Annotated in this window: 13 protein-coding genes; 6 read left to right on the forward strand and 7 right to left on the reverse strand. The window is 65.8% G+C overall.

Going from position 1 to position 12,082, the window contains the following annotated elements; all coding sequences use genetic code 11:
* Window positions 1-48 precede the first annotated feature (48 nt).
* The 6 genes from AC1DW3_RS23665 (at window position 49) to AC1DW3_RS23690 (ending at window position 7,115) form a co-directional block, all read left to right on the forward strand.
* On the forward strand, window positions 49-2,871 hold the full coding sequence (locus tag AC1DW3_RS23665) for a TonB-dependent receptor plug domain-containing protein (protein WP_477935506.1): 2,823 nt from the start codon (window positions 49-51) through the stop codon (window positions 2,869-2,871).
* A gap of 437 nt (window positions 2,872-3,308) precedes the next feature.
* Window positions 3,309-3,953, forward strand: a complete 645-nt coding sequence (locus tag AC1DW3_RS23670; RefSeq protein ID WP_477935508.1) for a hypothetical protein — start codon at window positions 3,309-3,311, stop codon at window positions 3,951-3,953.
* An 80-nt stretch (window positions 3,954-4,033) separates the two neighbouring features.
* Window positions 4,034-4,858 (forward strand): MotA/TolQ/ExbB proton channel family protein, encoded by an 825-nt coding sequence (locus tag AC1DW3_RS23675; RefSeq protein ID WP_477935510.1) that lies wholly within the window; start codon window positions 4,034-4,036, stop codon window positions 4,856-4,858.
* A 34-nt stretch (window positions 4,859-4,892) separates the two neighbouring features.
* Entirely contained in the window at window positions 4,893-5,321 is a 429-nt protein-coding gene (locus AC1DW3_RS23680) for an ExbD/TolR family protein (RefSeq protein WP_477935512.1), read from the forward strand.
* Between the two features lie 15 nt (window positions 5,322-5,336).
* Entirely contained in the window at window positions 5,337-5,774 is a 438-nt protein-coding gene (locus AC1DW3_RS23685; protein ID WP_477935514.1) for an ExbD/TolR family protein, read from the forward strand.
* 81 nt (window positions 5,775-5,855) lie between these two features.
* Entirely contained in the window at window positions 5,856-7,115 is a 1,260-nt protein-coding gene (locus AC1DW3_RS23690) for a hypothetical protein (protein WP_477935516.1), read from the forward strand.
* A gap of 129 nt (window positions 7,116-7,244) precedes the next feature.
* Here the strand turns inward: AC1DW3_RS23690 and AC1DW3_RS23695 are convergent, their stop codons facing one another.
* The 7 genes from AC1DW3_RS23695 to AC1DW3_RS23725 form a co-directional block, all read right to left on the reverse strand.
* On the reverse strand, window positions 7,245-8,003 hold the full coding sequence (locus AC1DW3_RS23695) for a 3-hydroxyacyl-CoA dehydrogenase (protein WP_477935518.1): 759 nt from the start codon (window positions 8,001-8,003) through the stop codon (window positions 7,245-7,247).
* A gap of 101 nt (window positions 8,004-8,104) precedes the next feature.
* Window positions 8,105-8,758 carry an adenylate kinase gene (adk, locus tag AC1DW3_RS23700; protein WP_477935520.1) on the reverse strand — a complete coding sequence of 218 codons (654 nt, stop codon included), beginning with the start codon at window positions 8,756-8,758 and terminating at the stop codon, window positions 8,105-8,107.
* 88 nt (window positions 8,759-8,846) lie between these two features.
* On the reverse strand, window positions 8,847-9,584 hold the full coding sequence (kdsB, locus tag AC1DW3_RS23705; RefSeq protein ID WP_477935522.1) for a 3-deoxy-manno-octulosonate cytidylyltransferase: 738 nt from the start codon (window positions 9,582-9,584) through the stop codon (window positions 8,847-8,849).
* 73 nt (window positions 9,585-9,657) lie between these two features.
* Window positions 9,658-9,873, reverse strand: a complete 216-nt coding sequence (locus AC1DW3_RS23710; RefSeq protein ID WP_310261003.1) for a Trm112 family protein — start codon at window positions 9,871-9,873, stop codon at window positions 9,658-9,660.
* A complete protein-coding gene (lpxK, locus tag AC1DW3_RS23715; RefSeq protein WP_477935524.1) occupies window positions 9,873-10,916 on the reverse strand; it encodes a tetraacyldisaccharide 4'-kinase in 1,044 nt (347 codons plus the stop codon). Before lpxK ends, AC1DW3_RS23710 begins: the two co-directional genes overlap by 1 nt.
* Window positions 10,882-11,298 (reverse strand): ExbD/TolR family protein, encoded by a 417-nt coding sequence (locus tag AC1DW3_RS23720; protein WP_477935526.1) that lies wholly within the window; start codon window positions 11,296-11,298, stop codon window positions 10,882-10,884. Before AC1DW3_RS23720 ends, lpxK begins: the two co-directional genes overlap by 35 nt.
* 16 nt (window positions 11,299-11,314) lie before the next feature.
* On the reverse strand, window positions 11,315-11,932 hold the full coding sequence (locus AC1DW3_RS23725; RefSeq protein ID WP_056197795.1) for a MotA/TolQ/ExbB proton channel family protein: 618 nt from the start codon (window positions 11,930-11,932) through the stop codon (window positions 11,315-11,317).
* Window positions 11,933-12,082 lie beyond the last annotated feature (150 nt).

The raw sequence follows: 12,082 nt of genomic DNA on the forward strand, positions 1-12,082 counted from the left end.
AGCACTGCCTCACCACACAGGCGGGCATCCATCCATTCAGGAGTGTCAATGTTCAAAACAACCACCATCACGAGCGCCATCCTGGCCCTGGCCGCAACAAGCGCGCTGGCCCAGGAATCGCAGAAGCTGGAACGCATCGAGATCACCGGCTCCAGCATCAAGCGCGTCTCCGCCGAGAGCTCGCTGCCTATCTCCACCGTCACCAAGGAAGACATCGCCCGCAGCGGCGCCACGACGGTTCAGGACCTCGTGCAACTGATCCCTTCCAGCTTCGGCGGCGGCGTCGTCGCCAACAACGTGGGTGCCACGGGTGGTGCTGCCACCGCCAACCTGCGCGGTCTGGGCTCCAAGTACACGCTGGTGCTGCTGAACGGCCGCCGCGTTGCCAACTTCGCCTTCGGCAACAACCCGGTCGACCTGAACTCCATCCCGCTGGCCGCTGTCGAGCGTGTCGAAATCGTCCGTGACGGCGCCTCCTCCATCTACGGCGCCGACGCCGTGGCCGGTGTCATCAACTTCATCCTGCGCAAGGACTACCAGGGTGCTGAAGTCTCCTGGAGCGAATACAAGTCCGAAACGACCGGCGGCAACGTCAGCAACGTCAGCACCGCGGCCGGTTTCGGCGACCTGAACCGTGACCGCTTCAACGTGATGATCACGGCCGGCAAGGAAGAGGTCCAGCCGGTCAAGGCCAAGGACCGCTCCTTCGCCAATTCGGCCGTCCGTCCTGACCTGGGCATCAACAAGTCCTCGCCGCGCAACGGCATTCCCAACCTGAACTTCACCGACACGGCCGGCAACCGCTACACCGGTGTCAATCCGCTGCGCTACCTCGGTTGCAATGCGCCCGAGTTCGGCCTGGCCACCTTCGGCTCGCCCGCCAGCGCCACGCAGTGCGGTACCGACTATGTCAAGTTCATCGACCTGGTGCCCGAGCAGTGGCGCGCGAACATCGCCGGCCGCGGCGTGTTCCAGCTGAACGCTGACAACCAGATCGTCGTGGAAGCGATGCACAACCGCGACCGCGTGCAGTCCTTCTACTCGCCGGCACCCTACACGGTGGCGATGAGCTACCCGGCCAACGGCCGCTTCTATCCGAAGTCGATCACGCTGCCCAAGGGCATGACGCTGCCGGCCGGCTACGTGATGCCCAATGGCACGGTGTTGGGCGCCGCCACGGTGCTCGCCGCCGACATGGCCGTCACCCCGACGGGCGCCATCGGTGGCACCTGGCGCACGGTGGCTGGTGGTGGTCGTTCCGACATCACCGAAACGAAGACCGACCGCCTGCTGGTGGGCGCGCGCGGTACGCTGGCCGGCTGGGACTACGACACCGCCGTCACCTACTCCCGCAACCAGGGCGAGATCTTCTTCGGCCCGGGCAAGTACAGCTATGCCAAGCTGACGCCGCTGGTGGCCTCCGGCGCCATCAACGTCTTCGGCGCCCAGGATGCGGTCAGCAAGGCCGCGCTGGACAGCTCGCTGCTGACCGGCCGCCAGCAGGCCGCGGACTCCAAGTCCACGGAACTGGACTTCCGCGTGTCGCGCGACCTGATGGAACTGGCCGCCGGCCCGTTGGCCATCGCCCTGGGCGCCAACTACCGCGAAGAGAAGCTCAACCAGATCTCCGAGCCGGTGCTGGCCAGCGGCGACGAAGTCGGCGGCAGCGGCCCGATCCCGGGCGTCACCGGCAGCCGCAAGGTCTACGGCGTGTTCGGCGAAATCAACGTGCCCGTCGTCAAGGACCTGGAAGTCAACTTCTCGGCTCGCTACGACAACTACAAGAACAGCTTCGGCACCAGCTTCAACAGCTTCAGCCCGAAGGCCAGCGTGCGCTTCCAGCCGACCAAGGACATCGTGATCCGCGGCTCGGTGGCCAAGGGTTATCGCGCCCCGACGCTGTATGAGAACCTGCGCCCCTTCACGTCCGGCAACAACACCGGTGCGAACTGGAGCGACCCGATCCGCTGCCCGGGTGGCAACCCCCTGCCGAACTCCACGTTCAACAACCAGGCCTACTACCTGGAAGAGTTCGTCAACGAGTGCAATGTCCAGCTGACCACCGCCCTGGAAGGCAACAAGAACGTCAAGCCGGAGAAGTCGCGCCAGTTCTCCGCCGGCCTGGTGTTCTCGCCGATCAAGGACATGACCTTCGGCATCGACTACTGGAACGTCGAGATCAAGGACCCCATCCAGCCGAAGTCTGAAATCCAGGTGCTGAGCAACCCGAGCCAGTACAAGGACTTCATCTACCGCTTCGACCCGCTGAACGACCCGGACCAGGCTCACCCCCTCAAGGGCAGCCAGGACAACCGTTTCCCGATCACCTACGTCTACCTGCCGTACGAGAACAACGGTAAGTTCTACGCTTCCGGCCTGGACTTCAGCTCGCAGTACCGCTTCAAGTCGTCGATGGGCACCTTCGGCGTGAACTTCGACGGCGCACTGGTGGTCACCCACGGTTATCAGTACGTCGGCGGCGCCAAGACCAGCGATCTCGGCAAGTTCAAGGACTTCGGCGCCACCCCGCGCTGGAGGCACTCGCTGAGCGGCAGCTGGTCGATGGGCATGTTCGACGCCGTGCTGACCAACAACTACACGCACAGCTACGACGACTACACGGACCCGGCCGCGGTGAACACCACCGACTACCTGGCCCAGCGTACCGTCAAGGCCTACATCACGTGGGATGCCCAGTTCGCCATCCGCCCCACCAAGGCGCTGACGCTGACCGCCGGCATCAAGAACCTGCTGGACCAGGATCCGTCGTCGTCGCGTAACTCGCTGAACTTCCAGACCGGTTACGACGCCACCTACGCCAATCCCGTGGGCCGTCAGTTCTACGGCCGCATCAACTACAAGTTCTTCTGAACTTGATTTGATGGGTTGTTGACCTCAGGCCGCGCCGCACGGCGCGGCCTTTTTTGTTTCTGGATGCATGTAATCGCGCTGTCGCCCTTGCCCGGGTTAGCCCCAGGAAGTCGTGACAAAACCGGCAGCTAAGATGCCGTTGTGGCCAGGTTTGGCCGGAGGTGTGGTTCTGCTGCGCCTGGTTCGTGGCGATGAAACGTGTGCCCGACGGCTATTGGCCACCGGGCGTTTTTTTTTGGCGCGAGCAGGTGTAAAGAGCTTTACATGCCGGCTGCACTGCGTGTTTTCGACGAGGCGGAATCGTTCTTTCCGCGATCTAGAATGCACGCCCTTCGGGAACCAGTTCACGGCAGGAGCGCAACTTCTTCCGCCGTGGCAGTGGCCGCTTGTCCGAGAGAGTCATTGACTGTGATTAGTAGTTGCAAGAAGGAGCGCGCATGAATTTTGCGGAGGAGAAGCAGGGTGCTTCCCGGTTCACTGGGTTCGGCGTCGTCGTCCTGATCCACGTGGTGGCCATCTATGCGCTGGCCAGTGGGCTGGCTCGCGATATCGTCAAGAAGGTCACCGGCCCCATCGACGTCAAGGTGATCGAAGAGAAGGTGAAACCGCCGCCGCCGCCCGAGAAGGTCGTGCCGCCGCCCCCGGATCTCAAGGCACCTCCACCGCCTTTCGTTCCCCCGCCCGAATTCCAGGTGACCGCGCCCGCACCGCCGGCGCCGGCCATCCAATCCACCCAGGTTGCTCCGCCAGCCGTCGAGTCGGTCCGTCCGGCGCCGCCGCCGGCCCCCGTGGCTCCGCCGGCTGCCCCGCGTACGGGTCCGGTCAAGGCGGCCATGGTCTGCACCAAGATGGGCAAACCTGAACTGCCGTCCGTCAACTGGAGCGGCGAAGCCCTCTACAAGGCCGTCGCCACCGTGAAGGCCGGCCGCGTCACCTCTGTCGAAATCACGCCTCTGCGTGGTGGTGTCGACCGCAAGGCCCAGCGTGCAATGACGCAAGCCATCACGCAGACGCTGCAGGACACCTACGAATGCCCGGGCGACCACGTGTTCGAGCAGGAGTTCCAGTTCAAGATCGAATAAGAGCCTCGCTTCGAACCCGGCGCCAGACCGGCGCATCCGAAAACCGCATCAAACCAGAATTTTCCCTAGGAGTTGACTCCATGATTTCTCGCATCACCGGCTTCCTGGCCGCTATCGCCATGGCCGCCACCCTGGCTGTTTCGCCCGCTCACGCTCAAGACCAGAAGCCGGCCGACGCTGCCTCTGCCGCCTCGGTTGACGCCGCCGCCGCTCCGGCTGCCGCTRCTTCGAAGCCCGCTGAGAATCCCTACAGCCTGACCAACATCCTGGCCCACGGCAACATCGTTGACCAGGCCGTGCTGGTTCTGCTGGGCATCATGTCCATGGGCTCGTGGTACATCCTGGTCGTCCGCCTGTGGGACACCAGCAAGCTGGCTTCGGAAGCCAAGGAAGTCCGCGCCACCTTCTTCAAGAAGGCCAGCCTGGCTGACGGCGTTCGCAGCCTGAAGGAAGAAAGCGCCTTCCGCTACATCGCCACCGCCGCCATCGAGGCTTCGGAGCACCATGAAGGCGCCCTGACCGAGAACATCGACCACAGCAGCTGGGTGACGATGAACGTCGACCGCGCCGTCGCCGACGTCAACTCCAAGATCTCGGGCGGCCTGGGCTTCCTGGCAACCGTCGGTTCGACCGCTCCCTTCATCGGCCTGTTCGGCACGGTGTGGGGCATTCTGAACGCGCTGACCGCCATCGGTCTGGCTGGCCAGGCTTCCATCGACAAGGTGGCAGGCCCCGTGGGCGCCGCGCTGATCATGACCGCCATCGGTCTGTTCGTCGCCGTTCCGGCCGTGCTGGGCTACAACTGGCTGGTCAACCGCAACAAGACCGYCATGAGCCAGGTCCGCTCGTTCGCCGGCGATCTGCACGGCGTGCTGATGGGCAACCGCTCGGTCGCCAAGCGCTAATCCCTGAGCTGCCGCTCGTAAAGGAGCCAATGCCATGGGCATGAACGTCGGATCCTCTTCCGGCGATGAAGATGTGGTCTCTTCCATCAACACCACGCCCCTCGTGGACGTGATGTTGGTGCTGTTGATCATCTTCCTCATCACCGTGCCGGTGGTGACGCAATCGATCGCGTTGAATCTCCCCAAGGAGACCAACCAGGTCCGCGTCACGAAACCGGAAAACATCGAAATCTCGGTCGCCAAGGACGGCGAAGTCTATTGGGGTACCAAGCTGGTTCCTGACATGGAGGAGCTCGTGAAGCGCCTCGGCAAGGAATCGGTCAAGAACCCGCAGCCCGAGGTGCATATTCGCGGCGACGACAAGTCCCGCTATGAGTCGGTCGGTCGCGTGATCTATGCCTGCCAGCGCGCCGGCATCATGAAGATCAACTTCGTCACCGAGCCGCCGGCTCGCGGCGGTTGATCCCAGGAGTCACACATGGGAATGAATGTTGGAAGTTCGTCTGGCAGCGGTGAACCCGAAGTCATGATGGACGTCAATACGACGCCGCTGATCGACGTGATGCTGGTCCTGCTGGTGATGCTCATCATCACCATCCCGATCCAGCTGCACACGGTCAACCTCGACATGCCGCCGCCGAGCACGAATCCGCCTCAGCAGGATCCGGTCGTTCACGTTGTCATGATCGACTTCGACGGTACCGTTTACTGGGACACGGACGCGCTGCCTAACATCGACGCGGTCAACGCGAAGATGCAGGAAGTCGGCGCCATGCCGCTGGGCGACCAGCCCGAAATCCACATCAAGCCGAACAAGCTGGTGGACTACGGTGTAGTGGCTGCGGTGATGGCCTCGGCCCAGCGCAACAGCGTCAAGAAGATGGGCATGGTTGGTAACGAGCAATACGTCAAGTGACGTCCTCGGGACCGCTGACCACGATACTGTGATGCGCGCTGCCCGAAAGGGCGGCGCGTTTTTGCTTTGCAGGAGAGCAAATTGAATACTCTGAAAACCATGGTGGCTGTCGCCGTTGGCGCCCTGGCCCTGTCCCTGAACGGCGCGCCCGGTGCCGAGTTCGGATTCAGCCAGGCGTCTGCCCAGGACAGCGTGCGCAAGGAAGTCGGCACCCCGCTGACCGATGCCAGCAAATTCGTCAAGGCCGGCAAGTACAAGGAAGCCCTGGCCAAGCTGCGTGACGCGGAAGCCGTCGGCGGCCGCACGGCCGGTGAGAACAACGCCATCGAAGGCGTGCGCTTCTCGGCCGCCATGGGTGCCAACGAGCCTGACACGATGGTGCGTTCCTTCGAGGCGCTCAAGGGCGCCGGCAAGCTGGGACAGCCGCAGCAACTGCAGTACATGGAAGCCATTGCGGGTACCTACCTGCGTGGCGGCAATGCGGCCAAGGCGCTGGAATGGGCCAACAAGTACTTCGCGGCCGGTGGCAACAGCCCGACGGTCAAGCAGGTGCAGCAGCAGGCCCAGTTCAAGTCGGGCGACGTGTCGGGTTTCCTGAAGGACACGCTGGCCGAGATCCAGAGCGACGAGAAGGCCGGCCGCGCCCCGGCGAAGGACAAGCTCACCAATCTGCTCTGGGCGGCGCAGAAGAAGGGTGACGCGAGCGCTGAGGCCCTCGCGACCGAGAAGCTGTTGAACTACTACCCCGATCCCAAGCTGTGGGCCCAGATCCTGGGCGGCCTGCCGGAGAAGAAGAGCTTCGACAGCAGCCGTTACGCGCTCGACCTGTATCGCCTGCGCCTGGCCACCGGCAACATGTCCCGCGGTGCCGAGGACTACATGGAAATGGCCCAGCTGGCCGCCCAGGCCGGCTATCCCGAAGAGGGCAAGCAGGTCGTCGACAAGGGTCTCGCCGCTGGCGTGCTGGGTCAAGGTGCCGAAGGCGCCCGCCACAAGCGCCTGGCCGACCTGATGGTCAAGAAGATCGGCGAGGCCAAGGCCGCAGCCGAGGCCAACGTGAAGGCCGCCGAGCAAGCCAAGGATGGCAATGCCTTCGTGACCCTCGGCCTGGCCAATGCCTTCGGCGGCAACGCCAAAAAGGGCATCGACCAGATCGAACAGGGCATCGCCAAGGGCAACCTGAAGCGCCCCGAAGACGCCAAGCTCTACCTCGGCCTGGCCCATCAACTGGCCGGCGAGCCTGCCAAGGCCCAGGCAGCCTGGAAGACGGTCAAGGGCAACGAAGGCGCTGCCGACCTGGCTCGCCTGTGGGTCATCCAGTCGCGTTCGGCCAAGCGCTGATCTGATCTTCGGATCACCAAACAAAAAGGGCCTGGTGCGAACCAGGCCCTTTTTCCATTGTTGCTTGCGAAGCATTTGCCACGTCAGCGGCACTAGCGACACCAGCGGGCCGAGACCGGACGAGGGGCCTTATTTCGGCGCCATGCGGATCGCGCCGTCCAGACGGATGACCTCGCCGTTCAGCATGTCGTTGGTGACGATCTGGTGCACCAGCTTGGCGTAGTCCTCTGGCTTGCCCAGGCGGCTCGGGAAGGGCACGCTCGCGGCCAGTGCGTCCTGCACCTCCTGGGGCATGCCGAACAGCATCGGCGTGCCGAAGATGCCGGGAGCGATGGTCATGTTGCGGATGCCGTTGCGGGCCAGGTCGCGGGCGATCGGCAGCGTCATGCCGACGACGCCGCCCTTGGAGGCCGCGTAGGCGGCCTGGCCGATCTGGCCGTCATAGGCGGCGACCGAAGCCGTCGAGATCATCACGCCGCGCTCGCCGGTGGCTTCCGGCTCGTTCCTGGACATGGCCTCGGCGGCCAGGCGGATCATGTTGAAGGTGCCGATCAGGTTGACCGTGACCGTCTTGCTGAAGGACGCCAGCGGGTGGGCACCCTCCTTGCCGACCGTCTTGATGGCCGGCGCGATGCCGGCGCAGTTGACGAGGCCCATCAGCTTGCCCATGGCGACGGCCGCGGCGACGGCGGCCTGGCCGTCGGCCTCCTGGCTGACGTCGCATTTGACGAAAGCGCCGCCGATCTCGGCCGCCACCTGCTGGCCGCGCTCGACCTGCAGATCGGCGATGACGACCTTGGCGCCGTGGGCGGCCAGCATGCGGGCCGTGCCTTCGCCGAGGCCCGAGGCGCCGCCGGTGACGATGAACACCTTGCCTGCGATTTCCATGATGAGGATCTCCTGGGTTGATTGGTTGACGTAAACGTCAATTGTGGACGACAAAAAAGCCGCGGGGCTCAGGCGCCGCGGCTTTGTTCAAGAAGGCTTGCTCAGGCCAGTGCCGCGAGCGCCTTCTTCATGATGTCGTCGACCGAGCCGACGCCTTCGATGCGGCGGTACTTGGGCGCGTTGGCGTCGCCGGTGGCGGCCCATTGCGAGTAGTAGTCGACCAGCGGGCGGGTCTGCGCGGAATAGACGTCCAGGCGCTTCTTGACGGTCTCTTCCTTGTCGTCCTCGCGCTGGATCAGCTCCTCGCCGGTCTCGTCGTCCTTGCCGGCGACCTTGGGCGGGTTGAACTTGACGTGATAGGTGCGGCCCGAGGCCACATGCACGCGGCGGCCGCTCATGCGCTCGATGATGGCGTCAAAGGGCACGTCGATCTCGAGCACATAGTCCAGCTTGACGCCGGCGGCCTTCATCGCATCGGCCTGGGGGAGGGTGCGGGGGAAACCGTCGAACAGGAAACCCTTGGCGCAGTCGTCCTGGGCAATGCGTTCCTTGACGAGGCCGATGATGATGTCGTCGCTGACCAGGGCGCCCGAATCCATGACGGCCTTGGCGGCCAGGCCCATGGCGGTGCCGGCCTTGATGGCGGCGCGCAGCATGTCGCCGGTGGAGATCTGCGGAATGCCGAATTGCTTGCAGATGAAGGCAGCTTGGGTGCCTTTGCCGGCGCCGGGTGCGCCCAGAAGGATCAATCGCATGGGTCTCCTCGTCTCGTCAGGACTCTGAAAAAGTCCTGCATAAATCAGCGGTTGAGTATCGCATGTGGCCTTTCGGGGGCCTGACGTGTCAACCCTTGATGAGCTGCCTCACGCGCTCCAGATCCTCGGGCGTGTCGACCCCCGGACCCGGCCGCTCCTCGCTGACGTGAACGGCAATGCGTTCCCCATGCCAGAGCACGCGCAACTGCTCCAGCGACTCGATCTGCTCGAGCGGGCTGACGGCCAGCGTCGGGAAGCGGCGCAGGAAGCCGGCGCGGTAGGCGTAGAGGCCGACATGGCGCAGCGCGCCATTCGGCTGGCCCGCGCCATCGCGCCACCAGGCGATGGGCGCGCGCGAGAAATACAGGGCCCGGCCGGCCTGGTCGGTGACCAGCTTGACGACATTCGGGTTCGCGAACTCGGAAGGATCGGTCAGCGCATGCGCGACCGTCGCCATCACGCAGTCGGGCTGCGCGGTCAGCGTGGTCGCACAGGCATCGATCATGGCCGGCGCGATCAGCGGCTCGTCGCCCTGCACATTGACGACGACGGCATCGTCGGCCAGGCCGAGTTGCTCGACGGCCTCGGCGAGGCGGTCGCTGCCGGATGGATGGTCGGCGCGCGTCATCAGCGCGCGCACGCCATGGGCGGCACAGGCAGCCGCCACTTCGGGGGAGTCGGTCGCGACGACGATCTGGCCGGCGCCGGATAGCGCCGCGCGTTGGGCGACGCGCACGATCATCGGCAGGCCGGCGATGTCGGCCAGCGGCTTGTTGGGCAGCCGGGTTGACGCCAGGCGCGCCGGGATGATGACAGTGAAGCTCATTGGTGCGCCCTTCGGCCTGCGGCCTGTCCCGCCAAGCGGGAGCGAGCTTGCTTGGGGCGGCCCGGCGCGGCGCTCACGGTGCGAGCGGCACCGGCGCGCTGGCGGCCTCGGGATCCCAGGGCTTGGCCTCGCTCTCCAGCATCAGCGGAATGCCGTCGCGGATGGGGAAGGCCAGGCGGTCGGCACGGCAGGCCAGGGCGGGGAGCTCCAACCCAGCGCCCTCGCGCAGCAGAGTCAGCGGCCCCTTGCACAGCGGGCAGACCAGCATTTCGATGAGACGTTGATCCATCAGGCGGGAGGGAAGAGTGGGTGCAGTTGGGCGTCCAGCGCGGCCTCGAAGCCGGCGCCGGGCCAGAAGTCTAGCGCCACGACCCAGACGGGCAGGTTGCCGACGCGTCCGGGCGGCAGCTTCACGGCGTCCTTCTCAGTCAGCAGGATGCCGCGCGCGTCGGCGGGCCAGGGCAGGTCGGCGAAATCGGCGTGATCGGGCAGGGCCAGGGTTTCAACGCTCAGGCCGAGGCCGGCCAGCATGTCGAAGAAGCGCTGCGGCCGCGCGACGCCGGCGATGGCCAGCAGCCCGGCACGCTCCCGCAGCGCCAGCAGCGCGTCCATCTGCGCCGGTTTGCCGGCCCACCAGTCGGCCAGTGTCACGGCGCCGGCCAGGCGGCGCTCGGCGACAAAGCCGGGCAGGGCGGTGCTGGGGCGCGCTGCGTTGTAGACGACGAGCTGGTCGGCCATCAGCGGCGCGGGCGGCTGGCGCAGGGGGCCGGCCGGCAGCAATCGGCCATTGCCCAGGCCGCGCTCGTCGAAGACCAGCAAACTCAAGCTCCGCGGCAGCCGCCAGTGCTGCAATCCGTCGTCGCTGACCAGCAGCTGCAGCCGGGGTTCGGCGGCCAGCAGCGCGCGCGCGGCGGCGACCCGGTCGCTGCCCACCGCCACCGGCACGCCGCTGCGCAGATGGATGAGCAGGGGCTCGTCGCCGACCTCGCGCGCCGTCGACACCCGCGTGACGAGGCGCACCCCGTCGCCGTCGCGCCCATAGCCGCGTGACACGACGCCGGCGCGCAGGCCGCGCTCGCGCAGCAGCGCCAGCAGGGCCAGCGTCGTCGGCGTCTTGCCGGCACCGCCGACGATCCAGTTGCCGACGACGATGACGGGGACAGGCAGCTTCTCGACGCGTTTCAGGCCCAGGCGATAGGCCGCACTTCGCAGTGCCAGCAGGCCACGGTAGAGCCAGCTCAAGGGCAGCAGAGCGACGGACAGCGCACCGCCCGTCAGCCACTGTTGCTGCAGGCTATCAGCGAGCGTCAGTTTGCGCGGCGAAGGTGACACGCGTCAGGCCAACGCGGCGCGCGGCGTCCATCACGTTGACGACGGCCTGGTGGGGCGTGGCGGCGTCGGCCGAGATGATCAGCGACGCCTCGGCATTGCCGCCCGAGGCCTGGCGCAGCGCACCGATGAGGATGTCCACCGAGCGGCCTTCCACCGGCTGGCGGTTGACGACGAAGCGGCCGTCGGCGGCGATGCCGACGATGACCTCCTGCGGCCTGTCCTTGAGCTTGTCCGCGTCGGCCGAGGGCAGGGTGATCTGCAGCTCGGTGAACTTGGAATAGGTCGTCGACAGCATCAGGAAGATCAGGATCACCAACAGCACGTCGATGAAGGGGATCAGGTTGATCTCGGGCGGCTCGCGGTGGGGAGAGCGAAAGCGCATGGCGTTCTCGGCGAGTTCAGGCCGTATAGCGGCGCAGCTGACCCAAGAGGCGGTCGGCAGCGGCTTCGAGCTCGAGCACGTACTCCTCGATGCGGCCACGGAAGTAGCGGTAGAACATCAGCGAGGGGATGGCGATCATCAGGCCGAAGGCCGTGTTGTAGAGGGCGATGGAGATGCCGTGCGCGAGCTGGGCGGGGTTGCCGCCGCCGGGCGTCTGGCTGCCGAAGATCTCGATCATGCCCACCACCGTGCCCATCAGGCCCAGCAGCGGCGCCGCCGTGGCGATGGTGCCCAGGGTGTTCATATAGCGCTCGAGCTGGTGCACGGCGCGGCGGCCGGCGAACTCGAACACCAGGCGCAGCTTGCCCTCGGGCATCTGCGGCTCGGCCGTCACGGCGCGCAGGCCGGAGGCCAGCACCTCGCCCAGCAGGGAGTTCTCGGCCAGGCGGTCGACCATGTCGGGCGCGGGCAGTTGCTGGGCGCTGACGTTCATGACGTCCTCCAGCAGCCGCGGCGGCAGGATGCGGCTGGCTCGCAGGCTGGACAGCCTCTCGATGATCAGGGCCAGGGCCACCACGGAGCACAGGAGCAAGGGCCAGATCGGCCAACCGGCGGCTTGTATGATCGAAAACAAGGGCGTCCCCGTCGATGAAAAGGCCCGCAGGCCGACTACAAAAACGGCCGCTGACGGCCGGATGAGTGCGCGGGATTATGGCCCCAGGCTTGCGAGCTTCGGCCCGACCTCGCAGCGGCGAAAGCGTTCCCACAATCCACCGTTGCTGTG

This window comes from Roseateles sp. P2_H4 (genome assembly GCF_056403315.1).

Excerpts from the sequence above, each read along its gene's own strand:
- AC1DW3_RS23695 (WP_477935518.1), bottom strand. The coding sequence starts at position 8,003 with ATGGAAATCGCAGGCAAGGTGTTCATCGTCACCGGCGGCGCCTCGGGC.
- AC1DW3_RS23710 (WP_310261003.1), bottom strand. The coding sequence starts at position 9,873 with ATGGATCAACGTCTCATCGAAATGCTGGTCTGCCCGCTGTGCAAGGGG.
- AC1DW3_RS23670 (WP_477935508.1), top strand. The coding sequence starts at position 3,309 with ATGAATTTTGCGGAGGAGAAGCAGGGTGCTTCCCGGTTCACTGGGTTC.
- AC1DW3_RS23680 (WP_477935512.1), top strand. The coding sequence starts at position 4,893 with ATGGGCATGAACGTCGGATCCTCTTCCGGCGATGAAGATGTGGTCTCT.
- kdsB (WP_477935522.1), bottom strand. The coding sequence starts at position 9,584 with ATGAGCTTCACTGTCATCATCCCGGCGCGCCTGGCGTCAACCCGGCTG.
- AC1DW3_RS23720 (WP_477935526.1), bottom strand. The coding sequence starts at position 11,298 with ATGCGCTTTCGCTCTCCCCACCGCGAGCCGCCCGAGATCAACCTGATC.
- AC1DW3_RS23685 (WP_477935514.1), top strand. The coding sequence starts at position 5,337 with ATGGGAATGAATGTTGGAAGTTCGTCTGGCAGCGGTGAACCCGAAGTC.
- adk (WP_477935520.1), bottom strand. The coding sequence starts at position 8,758 with ATGCGATTGATCCTTCTGGGCGCACCCGGCGCCGGCAAAGGCACCCAA.
- AC1DW3_RS23665 (WP_477935506.1), top strand. The coding sequence starts at position 49 with ATGTTCAAAACAACCACCATCACGAGCGCCATCCTGGCCCTGGCCGCA.